The organism is Blautia sp. MSJ-36 (assembly GCF_018917985.1).
Lineage (GTDB): Bacteria > Bacillota > Clostridia > Lachnospirales > Lachnospiraceae > Blautia_A.
On sequence record NZ_JAHLPQ010000011.1, the window covers coordinates 1 to 25,461 of the forward strand.

Genomic DNA, 25,461 nt, shown 5'->3' on the forward strand with positions numbered 1-25,461 from the left:
CGGGACGTTACCCCCTCATTTCACCCATCGGAATATCAGTTCTCCAAAGTTTCGGGCTACAATTGCCCTTCGACTTTGTGCGCAAGCTTTTCACTTACGAACGTGTCGCACGATTGTCAATATCGTAGCCTATGGTAAGGACTATCTGACTGGTTACCAGCCTTTTTTCCACAAGCTGAAGAACCAGCATGTCTGTCATTTCACGTACGATCAGTTTCGCCTGTTCAAAATCACTGGGACAGTGCAGTACCTGACCGGAACCGATGCTGTTTGTTTCCGGTTTGTAGGCTTTGATCAGATCCATGGTCACCGGTTCGTATCCCCATGCATGATCAATCAGAAGTTCCGCGTTGATGCCGAATATTTTATAAAGAAGATCTTCATTATAGTAATCACGCACACCGCCCAAAGAGCATCTGGCAATGTCTCCCATCGTGTAAAGTCCTACTTCTTCCAGCTTCTTCCTGATTCCTGTGCCTACCCGCCAGAAATCTGTCAGCGGCCTGTGATCCCATAAAAGTTCCCGGTAGGACTGCTCCGTCAGTTCTGCGATACGCACACCATTTTCGTCTGGTGTTACATGTTTGGCCCCGATGTCCATGGCAATCTTACACAGATAAAGATTGGTTCCGATTCCGGCAGTTGCCGTGATCCCGGTCTCTTTCATTACATCGGAGATCATTTTTGCAGCAAGTTCTCTGGCTGTCATCTGATACATTCCAAGATAATGGGTGACGTCCATAAACACCTCATCTATAGAATAGACATGCATGTCCTCCGGTGCCAGATAACGGAGGTAAACGTTATAGATCCGGGTGCTGTAGTCCATGTACAACGCCATTCTCGGCGGTGCTGTCACATAGGAAACCGCCAGTTCCGGATGTGTTTTCAGTTCATCGGAAAACCAGGATTCTCCGGTAAAGCGTCTTCCCGGTGCTTTTGTGACACGTGCCTGATTCACTTCTTTTACACGCTGGACCACTTCAAAAAGCCTTGCCCTTCCCGGTATCCCATATGCCTTCAAAGAAGGAGAAACTGCCAGACAGATGGTTTTTTCGGTTCGTTCCCTGTCTGCCACAACAAGATTGGTGGTAAGTGGATTTAAGTTCCGCTCCTGACATTCCACGGAAGCGTAGAATGATTTCAGATCGATGGCTATATAGATATGATCTTCTTTTTTATCCATGGATACACCTCCGGAGTGTTTTCTTTTCTTATTATACCAGAAAATTTGTTCGATTATAGGTCTTTTTCTTATTTTTACATAAAAAACCTCCTCCGGTTTTTATTGCCGGAGGAGGTCTCTATCTGAATTCCCCTCAAAAAATTTTTATACTTTATAATATCAGAACAGTCCTGTGATCTTGCCGCTCTCATCTACGTCGATCTTGGTTGCTGCCGGTACTTTTGGAAGGCCTGGCATGGTCATGATCTCGCCGGTGAGTGCTACGATGAAGCCTGCACCTGCGGAGATCTTAAGATTTCTTACTGTTACCTCGAAATCTGTCGGAGCACCAAGCTTTGTCTGGTCGTCTGTTAAGCTGTACTGGGTCTTAGCTACACAGATCGGGCAGTTGCCAAATCCAAGTGCCTCCAGCTGTTTCGCCTGCTTCTGGGCATTTGCTGTAAGAACCACTTTCTTTCCACCGTAAACCTTCTGTACGATCTGGTTCAGCTTGTCCTCGATGGAGCCTTCCAGTTCATAAGCATATGTGAAATCATTCGGCTCTTCAACAAGACGGAGAACTTCCTCAGCAAGCTTGATTCCGCCTTCGCCGCCTTTTGCCCATACCTCGGAAAGTGCTACGTTTACGCCAAGCTCTTTACATTTTGCTTCTACAAAATCAAGCTCTGCCTTGGTGTCAGTCGGGAATGCGTTGATAGCTACCACACATGGAAGCTTGTATACATTTTTGATATTGCTTACATGTTTCAGAAGGTTCGGGATACCTTTTTCAAGAGCCTCAAGGTTCTCATTGTTAAGATCTGCTTTTGCAACACCACCGTTGTATTTCAGGGCACGTACGGTTGCTACGATAACAACTGCACTTGGTGTAAGACCTGCCATACGGCACTTGATATCCAGGAATTTCTCTGCTCCAAGGTCAGCACCGAAGCCAGCCTCTGTGATGGCATAATCAGCAAGCTTCATAGCCATCTTTGTAGCTGTTACGGAGTTACATCCGTGAGCGATATTTGCGAATGGTCCGCCATGAACGATTGCCGGAACATGCTCCAGTGTCTGTACAAGGTTCGGTTTCAGGGCGTCCTTCAGAAGTGCTGTCATAGCACCCTCTGCGTGGAGGTCTCCTGCTGTTACCGGTTTCTGCTCAGCGACCTTACCGTAAGTATATCCGATGATGATTCTGGAAAGTCTCTCTTTCAGATCTTTGATATCACTTGCCAGACAGAGAACTGCCATGATCTCAGATGCTACAGTGATGTCATATCCATCTTCACGCGGCATACCGTTTGTTCTTCCGCCAAGTCCGTCTACTACATTACGAAGCTGACGGTCGTTCATGTCAACGCATCGTCTCCAGGTGATCTTTCTCGGGTCGATGTTCAGTTCATTACCCTGGAAAATATGGTTGTCGATCATTGCTGCAAGAAGGTTGTTTGCCGCACCGATTGCATGGAAATCACCGGTAAAATGAAGGTTGATATCTTCCATCGGAACTACCTGTGCATAGCCGCCGCCTGCTGCACCACCTTTGACACCGAATACCGGTCCAAGGGATGGCTCACGAAGAGCTACCATAACATTTTTTCCAAGTCTCTGCATTCCATCTGCAAGACCTACGGTTGTAGTCGTTTTTCCCTCACCTGCCGGTGTCGGGTTGATGGCTGTTACAAGGATCAGCTTTCCGTCTTTTTTGTCTGTTTCTTTCAGAAGATTATAGTCGATCTTTGCTTTATATTTACCGTACTGCTCCAGATACTTGTCATCAATACCTGCTTTCTCCGCAATCTTGGTAATTGGCTCCATTGTGCACTCCTGTGCGATCTCGATGTCACTTTTGAATCCCATAATGTTCTCCTTTCTCCGCAGCAACCGTCCGGATCTTTTTATCCCATAAAAAAGAGCAGTATCTGAAGTTTTTCAAATACTGCCCAGACGGTCGACTCATCGAATCTCCGGCTCCCTCGTGGTTATCCCACAACTCCGTCAGTCACCGAAGACTTTATTAATTTGATGATTGAATACTAACATATTTATTAGTATTTGTCAAGAAATTATCAAATTATTTTTCCACTTTTAAAGTGAGTTAAATCTAATTTTCTGAATCATTCCAGTTTTTCACACTATTCATCAGATACTGAATGTTATAAGGAAAACGCTGTTTTTCGTCAATTAACGTAATTCATGTCTGATCTTTGCCTGCAAAACCACACCGGATCGCCTGTGTCGGACATATCTTTTTACATCTTCCACATCGGATGCACTCCGTACTGTTTGGATCTTCTGTCGGATCGACCTCCATCTGGCAGATATTTCTGCATTTTCCGCAGTGAACACATTTTTCTTTATCTACTCTGTAACGAAAAACGGAAACTTTATTAAATACCGAATAAAAAGCTCCCAGCGGGCAGATATACTTACAGAATGGCCGGTATATCATAATTGATAAGATAATGGTGATCACAAGGATCGTATTTTTCCACATGTACAGCCAGCCTACTGCACTTCGCATGGATTTGTTCAGCAGCACCAGCGGGATACCTCCCTCCAGCGTTCCTGCCGGGCAGATCAGCTTGCAGAAATATGGTGCTCCCTGGCCCATGATATCTACTACAAACATTGGAAGTATGATCACAAATACAAGAAAGATCACATATTTCAGTTTTCTCAAAAGCTTGTCTCCCCGAAATGTCCGGATCTTCTTTGGAAAAGGAATCTTGTTCAACAGATCCTGGATCAGTCCAAAGGGGCAGAGAAATCCGCACACCAGTCTTCCAAGCAGCGCTCCCACAAAGATCAGAAATCCAGCTACATAATATGCCATCTTGAAGTTCCAGCTTCCGATCACAGCCTGAAGGGAACCAATGGGACAGGCCCCTCTTGCTCCGGGACAGGAATAACAGTTCAGCCCCGGAACACAGACATTTTTCAGTTTTCCGGTATAGATCTTTCCAGTCACAAAGCCTGATATGTGACTGTTTGTAAGGGCCGCCCACAATGCCTGGATCCCATGCCGCGGCCATTCATTTATTTTCATCTTCTTATTATCCAATGCCAATACACTCCATACAGATGTTGATCGCTTTTGTAAAAACTACAGATACCTCACCTCTGTAGATTCCCAGTATCATCAGTAAAATTCCCAAAACCGCCAGAGCAGGTCCGATCCATCTGGATTCTGTTATTTTCCGAATCATTTTTTCACTCTCCGTAATGATCATCTCTTACTTTGAAACGTTTTTAAGCTCTTTTTCCACGATTTCCTTCCATTCGTCCAGTGTATGGCTTCCTGTATAGGTATCGCCTACAATGTTTCCATCTTTGTCAACAAAAAATGTTTCAGGAAATGCGGAAATCCCCTGCAGACGGCCGTTCATCATAGTAGTATCCGGTATCAGGAACGGATACTCTGCTTTTGTTTTTTCCTGAAGAATGCCTGCTTTTTTTACTGCCTCCTCGTCCTGATTTCCCTTTTCATCTGTGGTATCAAGCACTACGCCTGCTACTCCGACGCCTTTATCCTTCATTTCTTTATAGAGCTCCTGAAGTTCCGGAATCTCTTTTACGCATGGTGAGCACCAGGTTGTAAAAACATTTACCAGCGTCAGGTCATAGTCACTGAATACTTTTTCTGTATATGTTTTTCCATCTATTCCTGTTGTTTCAAATTTTCCTACAGATTTTACATCCTCCGGGTTGACGCTGGTATCCTGTGGCTGGTCAAACACGGAAATATTCTGATACGGTGTCATTTCCGTAATGTCGGTTTTGATCTTTTCCAGCTCCTTTGTCAGCTTTTCATCCGCATCTTTGTTGGTGCTCAGATAATATTTGTATTTCCCGTCACTGCTGCTTCCAAGCTCTTTATGCTCTGTACAGCCAGTGATCTCATCCAGCTTTTTCTGTGAAGCTTCGTCATAAACGCCAATTGTACCAATTCTGTCCAGACCTGCCACCCAGTCGTCATACCCGGTTCCCATCTTCTGTATTTCGGCGTTTTTCTGTTCCTCTGTCATTTTGCTCCAGCTTACATAGGCATATGTCACTGCATTGGTCTGATTCTCAAAATCTTCTGTGGTAAGCATTGCAATGCTCTGGTCCTTGATCTGCTTTAACAGCTCCTTCGAAAGCGAAAGCTTCAGTCCCAGAAACGGATATTCATAAGAATCCTGTGCCTTGCAGGTTACGTCGGAAGGCTTAAATGTACCTGCTACCAGATCTGATGAAACTGCCTCTCCATCCACAGCCATTGCCTCTCCGATATCTGCTGTTTCCGTGCTTTCTGCCGCTGTTACCGGCACGCTTCCAAATGCAGATATTCCTAATACCGCTGCTGCCATAAGTGCTGTTATTTTCTGTGTTCTTAATTTCATTGTTTATATTCTCCCTTCTGATATCACCGGCCCATACCCGGAACCGGCGTATATTTTATATGTTAATTTTGTTCTCTGTAGCCTTACTATATCATCCCCTGTATAAAATCTCTGTTAAGAAATAAAAAAATTTACAGGAATTTTATGCTATACATGATATGATAGATAACAAAGCAAAATCAACTGTTTTTTAGGAGAATTTACTATGCATATATTGATAATCGAAGATGAAAAGCAGCTCTGCCAGTCTATTGCGGAGGGGCTTCGCATGGATGGCTATGAAGCGGACACATGTTTTGACGGGGATGAAGGACTGGAATTATGTCTGGTGGAAAATTATGATCTCATCCTTCTTGATCTGAACCTTCCAGGCGTTGATGGGCTGGAAATCCTGCGCCAGTTTCGGGAATCCGATACTTCCACTCCCGTTTTGATCCTCTCTGCCAGAGGACAGATCCAGGACAAGGTTGAAGGGCTTGATCTCGGTGCCAATGACTATCTCACAAAGCCTTTTCATTTTGAAGAGCTGGAGGCACGGATCCGAAGTCTGACACGAAGGAAATTTATCCAGCAGGACGTATGTCTGCAATGCGGACGTATCAGCTTTGATACCCGTACAAGAAAGGCCAGTGTCGATGGACTTCCCCTTTCTCTGACCCGAAAGGAAAGCTCTCTTCTGGAATATTTCCTTCTTCATCAGAACCGTATCATAAGCCCGGAAGAAATGATCGAGCATATCTGGGACGGAAGCGTCAACAGTCTCAGCAATTCCATTCGTGTCCACATTTCTTCTCTTCGAAAAAAGCTGCGCACTGCTCTCGGCTTTGATCCGATACAGAATAAGATCGGCCAGGGTTACATTTTAACGGAGGATGTACAATGAAAAAAATAACCGGAAAGCTATCTCTTCAATGGCGTCTGACACTGATCACCGCGCTGCTTATGACAGTCACCTGCATTCTGATGTATTTTTTTATCAGCCAGTCTGCAGTTGCCGGAATGGAGGATCTGGGAGATTACATGATACGGATCGATAACACAGATTCTGCTCCCATCACCTTTAATATGAATCCCTCCGTCTTATTTCCGGAGCTTTCCGATCAGCTGCAGCTAACCAAAAAACTTTTTCTCACCAAAGGACTTATGGTAACAGGGATCATCATCCTTCTCAGCAGTATCTGCACTTATTTTATCAGCCGTCAGGCATTACTTCCCCTGCGCAGACTCAGCCAGGAGGTGAACAAAATAGAGGTCCAGAACCTTTCAGAGGCTCTTGAAGTTCCTGCTACCAATGACGAGATTTCCCGCCTGACAATTTCATTTAACAAAATGCTCGCACGCCTGGATGAGGCCTTTACTGCCCAGAAGCAGTTTTCTGCCAATGCCGCACATGAGCTGAGGACTCCTCTTGCCGTTATCCAGACAAATCTGGAGGTTTTTGCCCGCAGGGAAGCACCTGCTTTACAAGATTATCAGGAGATTTTTTCCATGCTCCAGGAACAGACCGGGCGACTTTCCCATCTGGCTGAAATCCTCCTGGATATGACCGGTGTACAGACTGTTGAACGTTCCGAGCGGATCTCTCTGGCAGCACTGACGGATGAGGTTTTCTGTGACCTGGCTTCTGTAGCGGAACAGAAAGAAGTTGAACTGATCCAGCAGGAGGGAGACTGCATCATTACCGGAAGCTACCTGCTGCTGTATCGCGCTGTGTACAATCTTGTGGAAAATGCGATCAAATACAATCACTCCGGTGGAAAAGTAACCGTAAATATCCATCTTTCCGAAGAAATAACAGATACATCCACGTCTGTCAATTACGTCTTTCTTGAAGTCTCCGATACCGGAATCGGCATTCCTCCTGAATATCAGGAAAAAATCTTCACCCCGTTCTTCCGTGTGGACAAATCAAGAAGCCGCGCTATGGGAGGTGCCGGCCTGGGGCTTGCACTTGTCAGTGAAATTGTCAGACAGCATAACGGACAGGTAAAAGTACTGGAAAGCAGCAAAAAAGGCAGCATGATCGCAATCATACTGCCAGTCTGAATATGTTTGTATTACATTTACTTTATATGCTCATGAACGCAATCGCTTTGCGATCTGCGTTCAAATCCGAGTATATTTTTTCAACAATACTGTCTGTATCCATTTCGCAGGTAATAGCCTGTTCCCTGAGAACTGAAGAAAAATCTTTTTCTCTCCACCATCTGCGCATATCTTTTTCACCAAATTCTCTGTTTCTTGTATTATGTCGTCTCACGGTTTCTTCAAACGACAGATCAAAATAATATGCGTATACATTTGAACCATATAATTCATTTGCCAGTTCAAACAACGAACGATACCATTCATCATACATGATCCCTTCCAGGATAGAAAATTCGCTGTGTTCCCTTCCGTATCGTAAAAGTTCTGCCATAAGCGGCAAAGCCTTTGTATCTATGCCATCATCAACCCACAGCATATTTCTTCTGACCTCATCCTGTGATATCAGCATTGTATTACGTCCTAGCTTTTTCTGTAATGCCTTCGCTACGGTTGTTTTTCCACTTCCTGAGTTTCCTCTGAGAATGATTAATTTTCCCATGTGCTGCTTTTTCCCTTTCAATACAAAATACAGAATTTTTATGACCGTCCAGTCTATTTTACAGCTTTTTATTCCAACTGACAATATTCCCAGTGCTATGATCATTTTATTTAACCTCTATGCTCTCCATAGGCATTCTTCTTTCTCTGTATTTTGCTCTGTTTCTGCAAGACTGGTTACTGTCTATACAATAGCATCGTATATTTTATCCGTACATGTTCGTTGTATAAATCTTTATGTTTATAATATAATTTTTGCATCATAAAAAATCCCCTGAACGCGGATAGATTTCCGTATCCAGGGGAGGCTTTTTCCCATTTGTGTATATTTTATTCTTTATGATACCGCTCAATTATACAGGTATGCTGCTTTGTTTTTCTATCGTAATTGATTCCTGCAAGCAGGAGATTTCCATGATAGTCTTTCAGGGCATCTACATATTGCTTTTCTTTAATTTGTGATATGGCTCCATAAGCATCTTTGTCCCATTTCAGTTCAATGACTGCTGCCGGTTTGTCTGCGTATAACTTTCTTGGGATAAAGCAGATGTCTGCAAATCCTTTTCCTGTTGGCAGTTCCCGGATAATTGTATAATACTCTCTGGCAAAATAAAACGCCAGATTGATGGTACAGCTTAAAGAATTCTCGTCATTATACTGAAGAACCGAAATTTCTCTGTGAGCCTGATTGATTCCCCTCGCCACCGCTTCTCCATCCAGATTCCACAATGCTTCCAGAAGTTTTCTGGATGTCTCAACGGACTGTATCACTTCTTTCCAGTCCATTGTGCTGATGGCATTTATATATTCCTGGGATACCTCTTTATTTGGAATCGTCACCGTCTTATCCGGCCAGTGATAACTTAAGTACCCCAGATGCACCAGAAGTGTCAATACATCATCCTTTCCCTGAAACGTTGTCATATCGTTGGAAAAAGTTCCTGTATTGATCTGAACCTTATCGCCTGCCAACATTCTTATCACTGCATCTTTCAGGCCATCATAATTCATACGGATATAAACTTTCAGGGCTTCATAGGTTTCTGTCTGATTCCAGTAATTGTCAAAAATTCCACTTAACATGGCATCCACCACAGATTTCGGGCTGTACATGGAATACGTCTTCTTTCTTCCATCCTCTATGGCTACCAGCTCATAGCCATCATACCATGCCTGTGCCTCCTGAAAATTCCGTTTATACTGACTGCAGAGGTCTTTTACCTCATCTTCCGTAAATCCGAAAAACTCAGCCATTTCTCTTGGATTGATCATGGAATATTCCGTAAACATATTTAATGCAGAATGTGAACCATATTTTTTCACCGGGAGGATTCCGGTCATATAGGCTAATGCCACATATTCCTGATCCTTCAGCCATACACGCAGAAAATCCAGATATTTTTTCTGTGCTTCCATATTCTGTTTAAATTCACGGAATATACAATCCCATTCATCGATCAGGATCACGAAAGGATGTCTGGTATATGCAAAAACATCCTGCATGGCAAAGACCAGATAATCACTGTCAATATAATCCGGATACTGTATCTTCAGCTCCCTGAGAATACGTTTCTGAAGAAGCTTCAGCATCTCGTCCATGTCCGGTGCAGCACTTAAAAATTCCTGCATGTTGATCCGGATCACATCATACTGGTTCAGATTTTCCCGGAAGCTTTTATCTGTATGGATCCTGAGATCAGAAAACAGTTCTGTACTATCTTCACCTCGGCCATAGTATGCAGCCAACATATTAGCAGCCATGGATTTTCCGAAACGTCGCGGTCTGCTCACGCAAACAAAACGCTGCTCTGTTCCAAGTACTTCATTTGTTTTTGCGATCAACCCGCTTTTATCCACATAGATTTTTGATCGCAGACATGCTCTAAACATTCCGCCGCCTGGATTCAGATAACTTCCCATTTTGTTTCTCTCCCTCTTAATAAAAAATAGCTTCACAGTATCCGTTTCTTTCTGAAACTATGATACCATGAAACCATTTTTCTGTAAATCCAGCTGATTCCCTCTCAGTTCTTCTTCCCCCCCTCAAAGGCCTTGATCTCCTCAATAAAACTGAATGCAACTACGATACAGAACAGTGTACCACAGAGATCTACGATGGTTGCTCCGGTATCAGCGGAAATGATCACTTCCGGTCCGATATTAAATACAACCATCACTGCAAAAACAGCTCCGATGATCTTGGATACCAGATACAGCGGTGTGGTGGTAAACGCTCGTGTCAGATAATGATTCTTACGGATCCACTCCGGTTTTGCAAAGTAATCATAGGTACTCATGATTGCAGATACGATCAGGATAACTACGATAATGTAGCTTAAACTTCCTCCGAACAGACCTTTGATCCAGCTTTTCAGGAAATCCAACAATGTAGTAAAGGATTCTCCCTGAGGGATTGGCACCAGAAACATCAGAATACCGAATGCGGAACCAATTTGTCGTAGAAGTAAAAGCTGTCAAAGTTTCCGTCTTCTTTATACACAACGGAAAGCGCGGTAGTTGCCGCGCAGGTGGCCGCGATAGTCGGGAAGGTAAATACCGGAAGACCGGCTTTCTCGGCTGTTCCCTTGGCTGTATCCAGAGCTTTTCCGCCGCCCATGCCGAAGATCATATCTGCGCCGCATTTTTTTGCGTGCTCTGCCAGCTCTTCCATTCTTGCGTACATGCAGTCTGTGCCGAAAAGAACCGTGTCTACGATCTCAATTTCAGAATCTTCTGCATACTTTTTTCCCCTGGTCACCGCTGATGTTGATGCTGCCTGGCTATCTGAATCTGTCCCTGACAGATCTGAAAGCGCCTGGACAATCTTCTCTTTTCCTGCTTTCAGTGCCATTTCTCCACTGATCAGCAGAGCTTTTTTCCCATAATGGCGGCACACTTCTCTGACATTCTGATACGCATCCTCACCGATGGTATAATTTGCGAAATTCACTGAGTATGTCATTTTAACAGCTCCTTCATTTTCTTCAGGCGGGAAAGTGCCTCATCGATGGTTTTCTCCTCACGTGCAAAATGGAGACGGATCAGGTTGTTGACATCCTCGCGGAAAAAGCTTGATCCCGGTACTGCCGCAACCCCGATGTTTTTGATCATCCACTCGCAGAATTCCAGGTCTGTATAACCGGCAAACTGAGGAAGATCCAGGAATTCCTGAATGTCGATCATGACGAAATAAGTTCCCTGTGGAACATTGTGCTTCAGGCCGATCTCATCCAGGCCGTTCAGGAAATGTTCTCTTTTCTTTGTATATAAAGCAAGAAGGTCTTCATAGTAGGATTCCGGGAAATTCAGTCCCACAACTGCTGCCTCCTGAAGTGGTGCTGCTGCTCCTACGGTCAGGAAATCATGAACTTTTTTTGCTCCCTCGATCACTTCCTCCGGTCCGATAAGATATCCAAGACGCCAGCCGGTGATGGAGTAGGTTTTGGAGAGGGAGTTACAGGTGATGGTGTGCTCGTACATTCCCGGAAGGGATGCCATGCATACATGTTCATTTGGAGCATAGACCATATGCTCATATACCTCATCTGTCACAACAAAGCCGTCGTATTTCACAGCAAGCTCACCGATGGCTGTCAGCTCTTCTCTTGTGAAAACTTTTCCGCATGGGTTAGACGGATTGCAGACGATGATGGCTTTTGCTCCGGCTTTGAATCCTTCCTCCACCAGATTGATATCAAATTCATAAGTCGGCGGTACCAGCGGAATGTAGATCGGCTCTGCTCCGGAAAGGATGGCATCAGCTCCGTAGTTCTCATAGAACGGGGAAAATACCATAACTTTATCTCCTAGATTGCAGATGGTCATCATGGCACTCATCATAGCCTCGGTTCCGCCGCAGGTTACTACGATCTCAGTCTCCGGATTGATCTCTCTTCCGATGGCTTTTCCCTGCTTTCTGGCAAGAGCTTCACGGAAGTTTTCTGCTCCGAAGGTTATGGAGTACTGGTGCGGTCCCTCGTAGGCTGTTTTTGCAAGTGCATCCAGGATTGCTTTCGGCGGATCAAAATCCGGGAATCCCTGAGACAGATTGATAGCTCCGTACTCATCGCTGATCCTGGTCATACGGCGGATCACGGAATCTGTAAATGTATTAACGCGGTCACTTAATTTTGGCATGGTTTTCTCTCCTTTTTATTCTTGTGCAGGTATCTCTTATTTTTCAGGACAAACTGGTTCCATTTAAGTCCGTCCACTCTGTCCGTTGCGTTCCTCTCAAAACAGCTATATAATAAAGTATACCGTTACGTTATAGTCAAGGAGGAATTGTATATTTATGCAAAAATTTAATGATCCATGCATAAAAACCGGAGATTTTGCACGTCTCTGCGGCACAAACAAGCGCACACTGATCCATTACGATGAGATCGGGCTGTTTAAACCTGCCTATACCGATGACCGTGGCTACCGTTATTACAGCGAAAGCCAGTTTGATGTATTTTTTACCATTAACTGTTTAAGTAAACTTGGCATGCCCCTCAGGGAAATCGGGGCCTTCTTAAACCACCGCAATCCCCAGGCATTAAAAAAACTCCTTCTCGAACAACGGGAAGAAGTTTTAAAAGAAGAAGAACGAATCCGAAAAACACGTCAGGTTATCGAAACGAAGCTTGCTCTTGTTTCTCTCCAGGAAAAGCTGGAAAGCAACCAGGCCGGGAGCAGCACGGAACATATTTTCCAGGAATATACACCGGAAGAATATATGATCCTAAGTGATCCATTAAACACCAATGACCACGAGGCCATCATCCACACCCTCTGCAGCCACATCGGCTACTGCAGCAAAAACAACCTGAATGCCGGCCATCCTTATGGCGCCATGCTGGATGTCTCGGAACTGCGCCAGAGGCATCTGGATACCTATGCATATTTTTTCACCAAAGTCATTGACCGCCCGGAAGATTTCCCCTTCCATATCAAGCCTGCCGGCACTTATGCGGTGGCTTATCTGAAGGGGGATTACTATGATTCGGAGGAAACTTACAGGAAGCTGTTTCAGTGGATCGATGAAAATGACTTTCGTACCGGGCAGTATTCCTATAAAGAAGCGATCATCGATGAGCTGGCCGCTGATTCCTCGGAGGAATATCTTACCAAGATTTCGGTACAGATTTTCTGAGTATCTGCCATGTGACAGGTCAGATACTTAGACACCTCAAATATTTACACTTACAACGCCTCTTTATACAGCGCCAGAATATCCTCCCACCCGGTTTTCCACGGATTCACCGCAATGTTTCCGCTTTTCATGGCATCGTCTGTCATCTGGGAAAAATGCTCATCCGTAACCCCTGCGTCAGATAATTTTGCCGGAATCCCAACCTGTGTGTTCAGCTCACGTACTGCCTGCTCCAGCATTCCCTTCGAAAACTCAGATGCATTTTTCTTTTCCGGGGAAATGTAATGATAGATCTTTTGATATTTTTGAAATGCTGCCTCTTCGTTATATTTCACGATATATGGAAAAAGGATTCCATTTGCAACCCCATGGGGCACATTGTAAAAAGCGCTGACCGGATGGCTCATTGCATGGATATTTCCAAGCCTTGCCCAGGAAAAAGCAATTCCTGCAAACAGGGAACCTGCCAGCATATCGAAAGCTGCCTCAAGATTGCTGCGGTCTGCCACGTAACTGCGGATGCTCCGACCGATCAGTTCCATGGCTTTTTCACTCATGGCCTCGGAAAACGGGGATGCATCCAGGGAAACATAAGATTCCTCCGCGTGGATCAAAGCATCAATCCCACAGGCTGCCGCTACCGAAGACGGTGCAGATGTAAGGAGCAACGGATCCAGAAGCGCATAAGCAGGGATCAGTTTATAAGAAAATACCGTAAGTTTGTAATTTCTCTTATGATCTGTGATCACGGAAAAAGCTGTAACTTCCGAACCGGTTCCTGCTGTTGTGGGAATGGCGATCAGTGGAATGATCTCACCCGGAACCTTGTCTGCGCCTTCATATTCTGTGATACTTCCGCCATATTTTGCCACAACACCTACGGCTTTTGCCACATCCATGGGAGAACCGCCTCCAAGTGCAACAATAAAATCTGCCCCGCTTACCTTAAATGCTTCCGCTGCCCGTTCCACAGTCTCTACAGATGGATTTCCTTCCGTGTCGCAGAAAGTACTGACTGCGATGCCTGCCTGTGTCAGGATTTTTTCACACTGCCCGACTACACCAAGTCTGTTCAGTGTGGGACCTGAAATGATAAATCCATGTTTTCCACCAAGCTTCCCGGCTGCCCCGGGAAGCTCTTTTAATACACCTTCACCAAAAAGAATATTCTGCGGTACGGAAAATGTAAATCTTTTCATGCTGTCTCCTCCGCTTATTTCGAAAGTGCTTTTACCGTTTCTTCGATGATCGCTGCCGCCTGATCGCAGTCTTCCTCCGTAATGATAAGCGGCGGTACCATACGGATGGTGTGTGCCCCAATTGCTGTGATCAGAAGGTGTCTGTCCAGGCATCCGTGTTTTACATCCACACCGGAAATGGTATCATCAAATTCCACACCTACCAGAAGGCCCTGACCACGAACCTCTTTTACATGAGGGATCTTTGCAAGTTTTTCCATAAAATAGGCGCCCATTTTTGCCGCATTGCCGGCCAGATCTCTGTCAAGAAGTTCTCCAACCTCTGCAAGAGCTGCAGCACAGGAAACCGGATGCCCGCCAAAAGTTGTTCCATGAGAACCAGGCGTGAACGCTTTTGCCACTTCCTCTGTGGCACAGATCGCACCGATCGGCATGCCACCACCGAGGGCTTTGGCCATGGACACGATATCCGGTTTGATCCCGTAATGCATATAGCTCATCACCTTACCGGTTCTGCACCAGCCCGTCTGGACCTCATCAATAAGAAGAAGCATATCATTCTCATCACAAAATTCCCGGAGTCCCTTCATAAATTCCATGGTTGCCGGATGGACACCGCCCTCGCCCTGTACAGGCTCTATCATAATGGCAATGGTATTTTCCGTGCAGGCGTCTTTAAAAGCCTCAAGATCATTGTACGGTGCGTAGGAAAATCCGTAGGTCATGGGACCAAAGCCAACCTGGCATCCGTTTCCCGGCTGTCCGGTGGCGGACATGGCGCCAAAGGTTCTTCCATGGAATCCCATTTTTGCAGTTACGATATGATAACGGTTCGGACCATATTTTTCGATTCCGTATTTTCTTGCCATTTTGATCATGGCCTCGTTTGCCTCTGTACCGGAATTCTGGAAAAAGATCTTATCCATTCCGATGGTTGTGCAGACCTTTTCAGCAAGAATAGCCTGGGGAATGGTGTACGGATAGTTGAAGGTATGCATCAGTGTCTGCGCCTGGTCTACAACCGCTTTTACTACCTTCTCATTGCAGCTTCCTGCGGAGTTTACTGCGATACCTGCATAAAAATCCAGATATTTTTCTCCTTTTTCATTGTAGATATACTGATCTTTTGCACTTTCTGCCAGAAAATCCATTCTCTCATAAGTCTCGATCATGTATTTGTTTACTTTTTCCTTGATATCCTCAAATGTCAGTCCTGTTTCTTCCAGCTTCATTTCGTTTCCTCCCCTTTTACCATTTTTTCTGATAAGATCTGATCCCGTGTGATCAGGTCTTTCATTACCAGATATTCTTCGATCATCTTTACGCATCCTGCAATTCCGACTTTTTCGCTGTTCAGCGTCATATCGTAATTGACGGGATTGGTCCAGTAATTTCCTTTTGTATAATATTTATAATAGTCCGCTCTGTACTTATCTGTATTCTCGATGGTGGCTGCTGCCACATCCGCAGATACTTTCATCCGCTGCATGGTACGGGCCAGACAGAAGGCACGTGGAGCTTCGATATAGATGCTGACCACATTTTTTCTGCCCTTCAGAACATAGTCCGCACATTTTCCAACGATCACACAGGATTCCTGATCTGCCAGGTTCCGGATAATCTGTGACTGATACTCAAACAACCGGTCGTCGGAAACAAATTTTTCATTTCTTGCAATGTACTGTCTGGATCTGGGCAGCCCTTTAAGGAATCCTGTAAAGCCTCCGTTATTCCGGATACGCTCATTGATATCCAGGAAGAGCTTTTCATCCAGTCCGCTCATCTGGCTTGCCAGTGTCAGGATACGGTTTTCATAACAGTGGATCCCAAGGTCTTTTGCCAGCATGGAAGCGATTTCCTTTCCGCCGGTTCCAAAACCTCTGGCAAAGGTTACAATAAAATTTTCCATTTTATACTCCTTCCTATCCTGCCAGATAACGGCTCAAAAATTCTCTGGTACGGGCATTTTTAGGATTTTTAAACAGCTCTGCAGGAGGTGCATCCTCCACAATGTAACCCTGATCCATAAAAATCGTCCTGGTGGAAACATCTCTGGCAAACGCCATCTCATGAGTCACAATGATCATGGTAAGGCCTGTGGTCGCCAGCTCCTTCATAACATTTAAAACCTCTCCTACCATCTCCGGGTCCAGTGCTGATGTAGGTTCATCAAAAAGCAGTACCTCCGGATTCATGCAGAGCGATCTTGCAATGGCAACCCTCTGCTTCTGTCCACCGGAAAGCTGTGTGGGATTTGCATTGATAAACGGTGCCATTCCTACCTGCTTCAGATGTGTGATCGCCCGGTCAAAGGCTTCTTCCTTTGACAGATGAAGGACTTTTCTTGTACAGAGCATACAGTTCTGGAGAACTGTCATATTGTTAAAGAGATTAAAGGACTGGAATACCATGCCGACCTTTGACCGGTAATCATTGATCTCCTTCTGTACTGCTCCGATCTCTTTTCCATGATAGCGGATCTTTCCGCTGGTCTGGGTTTCCAGCTTGTTGATACAGCGAAGCAGAGTGGATTTTCCGGAACCGGAGGAACCAACGATACAGATGATCTCGCCCGGCTCCACGTTGAAATCGATTTTTCGCAGTACCTCATGCTGCCCGAATGCTTTACTTAATTCCTCAACGGATATGATTGCATCACCCATTATTTTTCCCTCCTTACGGATTTTCCATATATTCCACTGCCAGTGCGTAGTTCTCTGTTTTCTTCATCTTCTTTTCAAGGAATGTAAACAGACGGTTGAATACAAAGCAGAGTACAAAATAGATCACTGCAATAACAAGATAGGACTCAAAATATTTATAATAATTTCCGCCTACAGTCTTTGCTGCCATAAACAGCTCCTGAACTGCGATAACATTCAGAACGGAAGTCATTTTCAGATTTGTAAGAAATGTATTTGCCATCTCCGGGATGATATTTTTGAAAGCCTGTGGAAGTACCACGTAGATCATGGTCTTCATAGGTGACATTCCCATGGCCCAGGCGCCTTCCCTCTGCCCCATATCAATGGAACCGATGCCGGCTCTGACAGTCTCTGCCATGTAAGCTCCGGTGTTCAATACCGTTACCATAACACCTGCAAACAATGGTGTGATATTGACATTTGCCTGTCGGATACCATAATACAGAACCATCGCCTGAACGATCATCGGAGTGTCCCTGAAAATTTCCACATAGATCCTGCAGATGGCTTTTAAAATCTTTAAAATTGCTTTTTTCAGAACACTGTCGCCTTCATTGATCCGGATATCCTGGATAATTCCGATGATATAGCCCAGCAGGAAACCAAGAATGGTTCCTGCCACTGCTATATAGAGAGTCAGCCAGGTTCCTTCCAGAAACATGCTGGAATATTTTTTTGCCAGAAAGATCATCCATTCCAGGGAATTGGACGGATCTGTAATTGAAAAGCCTAACATATCTCCACCTCACTTGGACTAGTTCGCTGCCGGCTGCTGTGTCAGAACAGTATCCATCAGCTCATCCATTTTCTCTTTATCGTTCCAGCCGATGTCATCCATGGCACCCTGCAGCTTATCTCTCAGCTCTGTGTCATCTTTTCTTGTTGCAATGCAGACATTGACCATTTCATCATCATCTTTAAAGGTATCCTTCTCATCCAGGTTGATGATCTTCAGATCCTTGTTTGTCAATGCTGCTGATTCTGCTGTAGGAACATCTACAACGCAGACATCTGCAACTCCGTTGGAGATTGCCATAAAGCACTCGGATGTTGTCTCATAGTTTCCGGACTGCTCTGCACCGTCGATCTGATCCAGAAGCGGTACCCATCCGGTTCCAAGCTGTGTGGTAACTTTGCATCCGGTTCCTGCAAGATCAGAAAGTCCTTTTACACCGTCGTAATCCCCACCTGCTTTTACCACAATGCAGTTATCTCTGTAATAATATGGTTCGGTAAAGGCATATGCCTGTTCACGTTCTGCCGTTTTTCCCATACCTGCGATGATACAGTCATAATCTCCGGCATCCATGGAGATTCCGATGGAAGACCACTCCACCTTGTGGATCTCCAGCTTCATTCCAAGCTGATCTGCAAGCTTCTGGGCTACTGCCACATCGTAGCCATATGCGTAATAATCACTGCCGTAAATAGGTTCTGCCTTGCTTCCGTCCGGGGTTGTGTCGGTATCCTGGGTCCAGTTAAACGGTGCATATGCACATTCCATACCTACTCGTAACACATCCTCATCAGATTTATCTGCTGCCCATGTGGAAGCCGCTGTAGATGCTAACATTGCTGCGGAAATAATACCTGTGATCATCATTTTGCCTAAAAGATTTTTTTTCATATTCGTTTCCTCCTCTTCTACATAGCTGGCACAAAACATATTTACCTGGTCGACCTGAACGTTTTCGCCTGAAAACAAAAAGGGCGCTGAAAGAAATTTTTCATTTCCTTCAACGCCTTTGTTGTTTTGATGAACTCCATTATACTCAGGAGAATTTTTTCGTCAACTTTCATTTTGCACAAATTAACTGTTCATTTTGCACAGTGCAGATGCCTGATACTGTATTCGCATGAACCTGACCATCAGGAAAACATCAGCCGTTTGATCAGGATGCAGTTCACCACATCCAGATATTCCATGTAGTCATCCAGCTCAAAATCCACCAGTTCCTGGATCTTGTTCAGCCGGTACTGCAGGGAATTTCTGTGGATAAAAAGTTCCTGGGCTGTTTTTCCCACGCTGAATCCGTTCATGTAATAGGCAAGCAGGGTATCCAGGAGAAACGTTCCGTTGGCGTGGTCGTATTCTTCCAGTTTTCCAAGCCTTTCATTACAGTAATTCAGTATCTCATCATGGTTATCGTTATTGAACAGATACTGGTAAATCCCCATGGCTGTGGCACTTAAAACTTTCTTGTGTTTGGGATTTGGAAGCATGTCTTTTTTGGGGATCAGCCGTTTTGCCTCCTGATAGCTGGTACCGAAATCTGCCGGATTGGTGTAGATCCCGCCCAGGATACAGGTGCTCCGGATGGTTCCGTGAAACTGGGGGCTGGCATCGATCTTCTGCAGGACTTTCTCCAGCTCATGCTCGATACTTTTGTCCTTTTTTGCCTCAAAAAGAAGAACAAACTTGTTAAGAAACCTGAGGAACATGGGCTTTCCTTCCATTTCCATAACTTCCTGGTTCAGATAATTGGCATAATATTCATAGATATGTTCATCCTGTTCCAGATTGATGCCATACTTCCGGTCAGCCACAATAATCCCAACTCTGCAGGGTGTGGTGAAATTGATCCCGAACTGCTGGGAGATCTTCTCGATATAACGGTCATTGATATCATAGCCAAACAGAAGATTATACAGATAATCTCCCATCCGCTTATTCTGCATTTCATATTCCAGAATGATCTTTCCCACACTCTGGGCAATATCCACAAATGAGGCCCCTTCCCACCGGATGTAAAACAGCGGAAGTTTCAGCTCATTGGCTTTGTCGATCATTTCTTTTGGAACAGGTTCCCGGTCATCGGTGATGGAAATCCCAAATCCGGAAATTCCAAGTCCATACAGTTCTTCCATGGCTTTCTGCGCTTCCGCAAGATCAAACCGGACATAATCTACCACGCACAGGGCAAAATTTCCCTGGTTCATATGCTCCGCAAACGGCCGGGTCTGCACCATATAGGTCCATGTGACAGGTCTTGTAAGACCCTTTTCCCCGGCGATCAGTTCCACTCCGTCCAGCTGCAGTTCCAGTATATCCTGACAGGTGATCATATGCATTCTCCTTTATCTTTGCAATATTTCACACGCTCTCCTTCATAAATACCGGAAAGTAAACCTTATTCCCCGCTTCTATATGCTCATGAACGCAGTCACATCGTGATCTATCCGTTCCAATTTTCTCATCCTGACAATTATCCTAGCAGAAATATCAGATTCCGGCAACTTATAACGCTGTACCAATCTTTGTGCTGACAGATTTTTCAGCACGCTCTTTTACAAGGTTTCGTCCAAGCAAAGTCAGGCATACAAATGCGATCACCGCAAAAACAGCTCCGATTCCAAATACCACGTTCATTCCATAACCATTGCCTCTTACCAGGCCGGAAATTGCCGGTGCGCCAAAGGTTGCGAATACGATACCAAACATGACAAATCCATAATTTTCCCCTGTGTGCTTCATTCCGAAAATGGAACTTGTCAGAGACGGGAAACTTCCCATGATACCGCCGTAGCAGCCGTACATCAGAACAACGGCAACGGTTACTGCCAGAGATCTGGATGAAAAAAGAACTCCCATAGCGATCACTGCCACAATCAGTACTCCTTTGATGCAGACGATCCTTCCCACTTTATCTGCCAGTGTGGGAAGTACCAGTCTTGCTCCTGCATTGACAATGGAACCCAGCATAACGGCGCTGACTGCCACTGCGGACGGAATCCCGAGATCAATCTGATAGGTCTGGGATACTGGTGAAACCATAAAATAAGAGGTCAGTCCAAAGAACATGGTCGCAAGGAGAAGATAAAAATTCTTTGTACGCATCATCTCTCCGGATGTGTATTGTTTCACCTCCGGTGTCCCTGCCTTTACCCCAGAGCCGCCTGCGTTTATCAGGCTCTTTTCCGGTGCCTGAAAAAAGATGCCGCACAGGATCCAGGAAACCGTGATGGCCACGCCAACGATCAGAAGGGTTTTCTGCACGCCTTCCGCTTCCAGCAGTTTTCGGCTCAGCGGCGCCAGGAAAAATCCGCAAAGTCCGTTGGCAGTTACCACAACACCGGAAGCAAATCCGGTGCGGTCCGGAAACCATCTCTGTACTGTTGCCAGGATCACCGTATAGATCATTCCCTGACCAAATCCCTGCATCACGCCATAGGTAAGATACATAGGAACCGGTGTGGGCACGATCAGGAAAGCAGATGCCAGAATTCCTGCCGCAAAGATTCCTCCGCCGATCCATACGATCGTTTTTTCCTTAAAGTGGTTCTGCATCCTTCCGCCTACGATGTTTCCAAATACAAAGGTGCTCAGTGCCAGGTAAAAGCACATGGATGCCTGTCCCTGACTCCACTCTGCCTGCTCCATCACATAAGGCTGGTAAATGGACCATACATGCGGATATCCGGTAAAAAAGATCGCGAAAGCTCCGAATATCATAGTCAGCAGACGCTGTTTTTTCTGTGTTCCTGTTAAATTCAGCTGCAATGCTCCTGTCATAATTTCCTCCCCTGAAAAACTTTCCGGCCTGTTTGCGTGCCGTTTTTTATTTTGCGTGCTAAATGCGTGTTTATTTTGTTGTATGTATGTTATCACACGCTATTTGATTATGCAATATAAATTTATATCTTTTCTGTTTTTCTCATTTTTGTCTAAATCATCCCTTTATTTCTTTGTATATTATTCACAATGGCGCTACTTTAGACACGCATGTGCACGCAATTGTTTTTCTCTGGAATCCTTATTTTTTATAATCTGTACACGTTATGTTTCTTTTTTCGGTGCAAAAAAGCACGCATTTCAAGCAGGCGTGCTTTTCCGTTCTTCTTATTTCTTTTCCGCTTTATCTGTTCACAGCCTCGAAACTTTCCCTTTAAAAATTATTATTTTTGGATATTTTTAAATGTACAAGTCCGGTTTATAATCTGGAACCATCAGAAATCAAACACGAAACCAAAGATCAGGGAGGATAAAGATCATGTCTACAACAAACGAAAGATATAAACTGAACAAAGAACTGGCACAGATGTTAAAGGGCGGTGTGATCATGGATGTCACCACCCCGGAGCAGGCTAAGATCGCAGAGGCTGCCGGTGCCTGTGCGGTTATGGCGCTGGAGCGTATCCCTGCAGACATCCGTGCGGCAGGTGGTGTTTCCCGAATGAGTGACCCAAAGATGATTGAGGGAATCCAGAATGCGGTTTCCATTCCTGTTATGGCCAAATGCAGGATCGGACATTTTGTGGAGGCCCGGGTGCTGGAAGCCATTGAGATCGACTATATTGATGAAAGTGAAGTGCTTTCTCCTGCGGATGATGTCTATCATATCAACAAAAGAGACTTTAAGGTTCCTTTTGTATGCGGTGCCAAAGATCTTGGCGAAGCACTCCGCCGTATCAATGAAGGTGCTTCCATGATCCGTACAAAAGGTGAACCAGGAACCGGTGATATCGTTCAGGCAGTCCGCCATATGCGAAAAATGAACAGCGAGATCGCAAAACTTACCAGCATGCGTGAAGACGAACTCTTCGAAGCCGCAAAAACACTCCAGGTTCCTTATGAGCTGGTATCTTATGTGCATGATAACGGCAGGCTTCCGGTTGTAAACTTCGCTGCCGGCGGCGTTGCCACTCCTGCTGATGCCGCTCTTATGATGCAGCTTGGCGCAGAAGGTGTCTTCGTCGGTTCCGGTATCTTCAAATCCGGCAATCCGGAAAAAAGAGCTGCTTCCATCGTAAAAGCAGTTACCAACTACACCGATGCCAGACTGATCGCAGAGCTTTCCAGAGATCTTGGCGAAGCCATGGTCGGGATCAATGAACAGGAAATCGCCTTACTGATGGCAGAAAGAGGCAAATAATGACAATTGCAGTACTGGCTTTACAGGGTGCTTTTGCAGAACATGAAAAGGTCCTTGACCGCCTTGGCGTTTCTCATATCGAGCTGCGCCAGGCCAACGATCTTGAGCAGCCTTTTGACGCTCTGATCCTCCCGGGCGGGGAAAGCACCGTTCAGAGTAAACTTTTAAAAGAACTTGAGATGTTTGAACCCCTGAAAAAAAGAATTGAAAACGGAATGCCCGTCCTGGCTACCTGTGCCGGACTGATCCTTCTGGCGTCGGAAATCGAAGGACAGGACAGCTGTCATTTCGGCACCATTCCCATGTGCGTCCGCCGGAATGCCTATGGAAGACAGCTGGGAAGTTTCCACACGGAAGAAACTGTTGGATCTTTGGGCAAAGTTCCCATGACTTTTATCCGTGCGCCTTATGTATCTGACGTCTATAAAGATACAAAGATTCTGGCTTCTGTAGAAGACCGGATCGTCGGCGTGCAGTACAAAAATCAGCTGGCTTTCGCCTTTCATCCGGAACTGGATGAAGACACCCGGATCCATGAAAAATTTCTGGAGATCGTCCGGAATTCCTGCAACTGAAAATCCGGGAACACAGTCCATACTGCTCTGTGTTCCCGGATCTTCTGATATTTTCTGAGATTTATTTTCCCGCTTATTTAATTGTCTTCAGCTCATACTCCCTGGTTCCAAGGCCAATCTTTTCTGCCTGATCCAGAGTTGCCTTCCACTCAATATTCGGATTGGAATCCTTGAAATGGTCATGATGACAGTGCCAGCCCGGCTCTGCCAGATGCTCTCCAAGCTGGCTGTTAGCGATCGGTGTTGCCTTCAGACAGGCATCCGCACAGGCCTGATCCAGTGCAACCGGATCAAAGCTTGCGAACATTCCGATATCCGGAAGGATCGGTGCATCATTCTCTCCGTGGCAGTCACAGTTGGGGCTGATATCCTGTACCAGTGCAATATGGAAATGAGGACGTCCATGACAGACAGCCTGTGCATACTCTGCCATCTTGCGGTCAAGGAGTTCATTCGCACTGTTATTGGGATTGTATACCGCATCAAAACTGCAGGCACCGATACAGCGACCACAGCCTTTACACTTATCATAATCAATAACTGCTTTTTTGTTTATATAAGTAATCGCATCACTTCCGCACTCTTTTGCACAGCGACGGCAGCCACGACAGACTTCATCGTTGATGGCCGGTTTTCCGCTGGCATGCTGCTGCATTTTTCCGGCACGGCTTCCGCAGCCCATACCAATATTTTTCAGGGCACCACCAAAACCGGTTGCCTCATGTCCCTTGAAATGGCTGAGACTGATAAAAATGTCCGCATCCATAATGGCATGTCCGATCCGGGCTGTCTTACAGTACTCTCCGTTTACTACCGGAACTTCCACCTCGTCGGTTCCGCGAAGACCATCTCCAATAATGATCTGACATCCGGTAGTGATCGTGTTAAATCCATTAAGATTTGCACAGTCCAGATGCTCCAGTGCATTCTTTCTGCTTCCCGGATAAAGAGTATTACAGTCTGTCAGGAACGGCATTCCGCCCTGCTCCTTACAGAGATCTGCGACTACCTTTGCATAGTTCGGACGAAGGAATGCCATATTTCCAAGCTCTCCGAAATGCATCTTGATGGCTACGAATTTTCCGTCCATGTCAATGTCTTTGATTCCTGCTGCAACGCAGAGTTTTTTCAGTTTGTCCAGCTGGCTGGTTCCCACCGGACAACGAAAATCAGTGAAATAAACTGTTGATTTCTCCATTCTGGTTTCCCTCCTGTTTGATCATTTCAAAATAAATTTACCCTTTTTCTGACAATATGTCCAGTTTTTATACAAAAAATGTATAAAAAATGCGCTACGCTACTCTCGAAAAAGGATCTGCGAAAAATACCGGAACTTTCCATCATTGGTCCAGCACTGCATTCCCACAGCATCTGCCATCTTCTGCGCATCCACACAGTAGGCAGACATACAGGAATTATGCTTGTATGGTCCGGCGCTCATGATCAGAATATCTGTTTTTCCGCACTCTTTCATCTTCTCTGCGAGCTGCTCTGTCAGCTTATTATGTACAAGCTTGGCTTTTCTGTAATCCATGAGTCTGTCCTGCGTCGTCTGGAGTACCAGGGTGTTCTCATAATCCAGGGCACGTTCCTTCATTTCTTCCACAGTCCCGCTTTCCGGTGGACATGCAGGATTTTTATCATAATTGCCACAGGCATTTTCTTCACAGAAAACACGATATTCCGGCACAAACACCAGCTTATCGGTTTTCATGACCGCAGCATCGGAAAAGCCAAGCTTCTTTGCTTCTTCAATAAGATCCATTTTTCTCTCTCCTGTGTTTTTTCCTTTATAGTGCCACATTTTATTTGTATTTACAAGCGCAGACT

At 45.2% G+C, this 25,461-nt stretch carries 24 protein-coding genes, 1 pseudogene and 1 riboswitch; of the genes and pseudogenes, 5 read left to right on the forward strand and 20 right to left on the reverse strand.

Annotation, left to right across the window (positions count from 1 at the left end):
• Positions 1-112: 112 nt before the first annotated feature.
• The 5 genes and pseudogenes from KQI39_RS09445 to KQI39_RS09465 all read right to left on the reverse strand — a co-directional run.
• Positions 113-1,186, reverse strand: a pseudogene (locus tag KQI39_RS09445) (Y-family DNA polymerase); the annotation flags it as partial.
• 159 nt (positions 1,187-1,345) lie between these two features.
• Positions 1,346-3,031, reverse strand: a complete 1,686-nt coding sequence (locus KQI39_RS09450) for a formate--tetrahydrofolate ligase (RefSeq protein WP_216418021.1) — start codon at positions 3,029-3,031, stop codon at positions 1,346-1,348.
• Positions 3,032-3,105: 74 nt separating this feature from the next.
• A riboswitch (ZMP/ZTP riboswitch) is annotated at positions 3,106-3,187 on the reverse strand.
• Positions 3,188-3,365: 178 nt separating this feature from the next.
• On the reverse strand, positions 3,366-4,220 hold the full coding sequence (locus KQI39_RS09455) for a 4Fe-4S binding protein (protein ID WP_216418023.1): 855 nt from the start codon (positions 4,218-4,220) through the stop codon (positions 3,366-3,368).
• 7 nt (positions 4,221-4,227) lie between these two features.
• The gene (locus KQI39_RS09460) at positions 4,228-4,380 is read right to left on the reverse strand and encodes a CD1871A family CXXC motif-containing protein (protein WP_173722408.1); all 153 of its coding nucleotides are present in this window, start codon (positions 4,378-4,380) and stop codon (positions 4,228-4,230) included.
• A 27-nt stretch (positions 4,381-4,407) separates the two neighbouring features.
• Positions 4,408-5,556, reverse strand: coding sequence for a TlpA family protein disulfide reductase (locus tag KQI39_RS09465; RefSeq protein ID WP_216418025.1), 1,149 nt, complete (start codon positions 5,554-5,556; stop codon positions 4,408-4,410).
• Positions 5,557-5,761: 205 nt separating this feature from the next.
• Here KQI39_RS09465 and KQI39_RS09470 point away from each other — a divergent pair, with 205 nt between their 5' ends.
• Positions 5,762-6,439 (forward strand): response regulator transcription factor, encoded by a 678-nt coding sequence (locus KQI39_RS09470; RefSeq protein WP_114002175.1) that lies wholly within the window; start codon positions 5,762-5,764, stop codon positions 6,437-6,439.
• Positions 6,436-7,602 (forward strand): sensor histidine kinase, encoded by a 1,167-nt coding sequence (locus tag KQI39_RS09475; RefSeq protein WP_216418027.1) that lies wholly within the window; start codon positions 6,436-6,438, stop codon positions 7,600-7,602. Before KQI39_RS09470 ends, KQI39_RS09475 begins: the two co-directional genes overlap by 4 nt.
• 22 nt (positions 7,603-7,624) lie before the next feature.
• On the opposite strand, the gene KQI39_RS09480 is transcribed toward KQI39_RS09475, so the two are convergent.
• The 5 genes from KQI39_RS09480 to KQI39_RS09500 form a co-directional block, all read right to left on the reverse strand.
• Entirely contained in the window at positions 7,625-8,143 is a 519-nt protein-coding gene (locus KQI39_RS09480) for a kinase (protein WP_173763003.1), read from the reverse strand.
• Between the two features lie 329 nt (positions 8,144-8,472).
• Entirely contained in the window at positions 8,473-10,062 is a 1,590-nt protein-coding gene (locus tag KQI39_RS09485) for an AAA family ATPase (RefSeq protein ID WP_216418029.1), read from the reverse strand.
• Positions 10,063-10,166: 104 nt separating this feature from the next.
• Positions 10,167-10,562 carry a hypothetical protein gene (locus KQI39_RS09490; RefSeq protein ID WP_216418031.1) on the reverse strand — a complete coding sequence of 132 codons (396 nt, stop codon included), beginning with the start codon at positions 10,560-10,562 and terminating at the stop codon, positions 10,167-10,169.
• An 8-nt stretch (positions 10,563-10,570) separates the two neighbouring features.
• Entirely contained in the window at positions 10,571-11,104 is a 534-nt protein-coding gene (locus KQI39_RS09495) for an iron-containing alcohol dehydrogenase (protein WP_216418033.1), read from the reverse strand.
• Positions 11,101-12,279: a pyridoxal phosphate-dependent aminotransferase gene (locus KQI39_RS09500; RefSeq protein ID WP_216418036.1), complete on the reverse strand. Its 1,179-nt coding sequence runs from the start codon at positions 12,277-12,279 to the stop codon at positions 11,101-11,103. Before KQI39_RS09500 ends, KQI39_RS09495 begins: the two co-directional genes overlap by 4 nt.
• A 157-nt stretch (positions 12,280-12,436) precedes the next feature.
• Here KQI39_RS09500 and KQI39_RS09505 point away from each other — a divergent pair, with 157 nt between their 5' ends.
• Positions 12,437-13,279, forward strand: coding sequence for a MerR family transcriptional regulator (locus KQI39_RS09505; RefSeq protein ID WP_216418038.1), 843 nt, complete (start codon positions 12,437-12,439; stop codon positions 13,277-13,279).
• Between the two features lie 50 nt (positions 13,280-13,329).
• On the opposite strand, the gene KQI39_RS09510 is transcribed toward KQI39_RS09505, so the two are convergent.
• The 8 genes from KQI39_RS09510 to KQI39_RS09545 form a co-directional block, all read right to left on the reverse strand.
• Positions 13,330-14,478: an iron-containing alcohol dehydrogenase gene (locus KQI39_RS09510; RefSeq protein ID WP_216418040.1), complete on the reverse strand. Its 1,149-nt coding sequence runs from the start codon at positions 14,476-14,478 to the stop codon at positions 13,330-13,332.
• A gap of 14 nt (positions 14,479-14,492) precedes the next feature.
• On the reverse strand, positions 14,493-15,710 hold the full coding sequence (locus KQI39_RS09515) for an aspartate aminotransferase family protein (RefSeq protein ID WP_216418042.1): 1,218 nt from the start codon (positions 15,708-15,710) through the stop codon (positions 14,493-14,495).
• Entirely contained in the window at positions 15,707-16,387 is a 681-nt protein-coding gene (locus KQI39_RS09520) for a cytidylate kinase-like family protein (protein WP_173761871.1), read from the reverse strand. Before KQI39_RS09520 ends, KQI39_RS09515 begins: the two co-directional genes overlap by 4 nt.
• Positions 16,388-16,400: 13 nt before the next feature.
• A complete protein-coding gene (locus KQI39_RS09525) occupies positions 16,401-17,144 on the reverse strand; it encodes an amino acid ABC transporter ATP-binding protein (RefSeq protein ID WP_276530704.1) in 744 nt (247 codons plus the stop codon).
• Positions 17,145-17,154: 10 nt separating this feature from the next.
• On the reverse strand, positions 17,155-17,919 hold the full coding sequence (locus KQI39_RS09530) for an amino acid ABC transporter permease (RefSeq protein WP_253293136.1): 765 nt from the start codon (positions 17,917-17,919) through the stop codon (positions 17,155-17,157).
• An 18-nt stretch (positions 17,920-17,937) separates the two neighbouring features.
• Positions 17,938-18,810: a transporter substrate-binding domain-containing protein gene (locus KQI39_RS09535; RefSeq protein ID WP_253293137.1), complete on the reverse strand. Its 873-nt coding sequence runs from the start codon at positions 18,808-18,810 to the stop codon at positions 17,938-17,940.
• 242 nt (positions 18,811-19,052) lie between these two features.
• On the reverse strand, positions 19,053-20,249 hold the full coding sequence (locus tag KQI39_RS09540) for a PucR family transcriptional regulator (protein WP_148444900.1): 1,197 nt from the start codon (positions 20,247-20,249) through the stop codon (positions 19,053-19,055).
• A 172-nt stretch (positions 20,250-20,421) separates the two neighbouring features.
• Positions 20,422-21,696, reverse strand: a complete 1,275-nt coding sequence (locus KQI39_RS09545; protein WP_216418046.1) for an MFS transporter — start codon at positions 21,694-21,696, stop codon at positions 20,422-20,424.
• Between the two features lie 478 nt (positions 21,697-22,174).
• On the opposite strand from KQI39_RS09545, the gene pdxS reads away from it, so the two are divergent.
• Both pdxS and pdxT read left to right on the forward strand, forming a co-directional pair.
• Positions 22,175-23,056, forward strand: coding sequence for a pyridoxal 5'-phosphate synthase lyase subunit PdxS (pdxS, locus tag KQI39_RS09550; protein ID WP_216418048.1), 882 nt, complete (start codon positions 22,175-22,177; stop codon positions 23,054-23,056).
• Complete coding sequence (pdxT, locus tag KQI39_RS09555) at positions 23,056-23,631, forward strand: pyridoxal 5'-phosphate synthase glutaminase subunit PdxT (RefSeq protein ID WP_216418050.1); 576 nt, start codon at positions 23,056-23,058, stop codon at positions 23,629-23,631. The genes pdxS and pdxT overlap by 1 nt, the downstream gene beginning before the upstream one ends.
• 73 nt (positions 23,632-23,704) lie before the next feature.
• Here the strand turns inward: pdxT and KQI39_RS09560 are convergent, their stop codons facing one another.
• Positions 23,705-24,829, reverse strand: coding sequence for a DUF362 domain-containing protein (locus KQI39_RS09560; RefSeq protein ID WP_216418052.1), 1,125 nt, complete (start codon positions 24,827-24,829; stop codon positions 23,705-23,707).
• 99 nt (positions 24,830-24,928) lie between these two features.
• The gene (locus KQI39_RS09565) at positions 24,929-25,396 is read right to left on the reverse strand and encodes a DUF2284 domain-containing protein (RefSeq protein WP_216418054.1); all 468 of its coding nucleotides are present in this window, start codon (positions 25,394-25,396) and stop codon (positions 24,929-24,931) included.
• Between the last annotated feature and the right edge of the window lie 65 nt (positions 25,397-25,461).

Coding starts and splice junctions, on each gene's coding strand:
- KQI39_RS09560 (WP_216418052.1), bottom strand. CDS start 24,829: ATGGAGAAATCAACAGTTTATTTCACTGATTTTCGTTGTCCGGTGGGA.
- KQI39_RS09465 (WP_216418025.1), bottom strand. CDS start 5,556: ATGAAATTAAGAACACAGAAAATAACAGCACTTATGGCAGCAGCGGTA.
- KQI39_RS09495 (WP_216418033.1), bottom strand. CDS start 11,104: ATGACATACTCAGTGAATTTCGCAAATTATACCATCGGTGAGGATGCG.
- KQI39_RS09460 (WP_173722408.1), bottom strand. CDS start 4,380: ATGATTCGGAAAATAACAGAATCCAGATGGATCGGACCTGCTCTGGCG.
- pdxT (WP_216418050.1), top strand. CDS start 23,056: ATGACAATTGCAGTACTGGCTTTACAGGGTGCTTTTGCAGAACATGAA.
- KQI39_RS09545 (WP_216418046.1), bottom strand. CDS start 21,696: ATGACAGGAGCATTGCAGCTGAATTTAACAGGAACACAGAAAAAACAG.
- KQI39_RS09520 (WP_173761871.1), bottom strand. CDS start 16,387: ATGGAAAATTTTATTGTAACCTTTGCCAGAGGTTTTGGAACCGGCGGA.
- KQI39_RS09450 (WP_216418021.1), bottom strand. CDS start 3,031: ATGGGATTCAAAAGTGACATCGAGATCGCACAGGAGTGCACAATGGAG.
- KQI39_RS09530 (WP_253293136.1), bottom strand. CDS start 17,919: ATGTTAGGCTTTTCAATTACAGATCCGTCCAATTCCCTGGAATGGATG.
- KQI39_RS09540 (WP_148444900.1), bottom strand. CDS start 20,249: ATGATCACCTGTCAGGATATACTGGAACTGCAGCTGGACGGAGTGGAA.
- KQI39_RS09565 (WP_216418054.1), bottom strand. CDS start 25,396: ATGGATCTTATTGAAGAAGCAAAGAAGCTTGGCTTTTCCGATGCTGCG.
- KQI39_RS09510 (WP_216418040.1), bottom strand. CDS start 14,478: ATGAAAAGATTTACATTTTCCGTACCGCAGAATATTCTTTTTGGTGAA.
- KQI39_RS09535 (WP_253293137.1), bottom strand. CDS start 18,810: ATGAAAAAAAATCTTTTAGGCAAAATGATGATCACAGGTATTATTTCC.
- KQI39_RS09515 (WP_216418042.1), bottom strand. CDS start 15,710: ATGAAGCTGGAAGAAACAGGACTGACATTTGAGGATATCAAGGAAAAA.
- KQI39_RS09455 (WP_216418023.1), bottom strand. CDS start 4,220: ATGAAAATAAATGAATGGCCGCGGCATGGGATCCAGGCATTGTGGGCG.
- KQI39_RS09470 (WP_114002175.1), top strand. CDS start 5,762: ATGCATATATTGATAATCGAAGATGAAAAGCAGCTCTGCCAGTCTATT.
- KQI39_RS09480 (WP_173763003.1), bottom strand. CDS start 8,143: ATGGGAAAATTAATCATTCTCAGAGGAAACTCAGGAAGTGGAAAAACA.
- KQI39_RS09505 (WP_216418038.1), top strand. CDS start 12,437: ATGCAAAAATTTAATGATCCATGCATAAAAACCGGAGATTTTGCACGT.
- KQI39_RS09485 (WP_216418029.1), bottom strand. CDS start 10,062: ATGGGAAGTTATCTGAATCCAGGCGGCGGAATGTTTAGAGCATGTCTG.
- KQI39_RS09500 (WP_216418036.1), bottom strand. CDS start 12,279: ATGCCAAAATTAAGTGACCGCGTTAATACATTTACAGATTCCGTGATC.
- KQI39_RS09475 (WP_216418027.1), top strand. CDS start 6,436: ATGAAAAAAATAACCGGAAAGCTATCTCTTCAATGGCGTCTGACACTG.
- pdxS (WP_216418048.1), top strand. CDS start 22,175: ATGTCTACAACAAACGAAAGATATAAACTGAACAAAGAACTGGCACAG.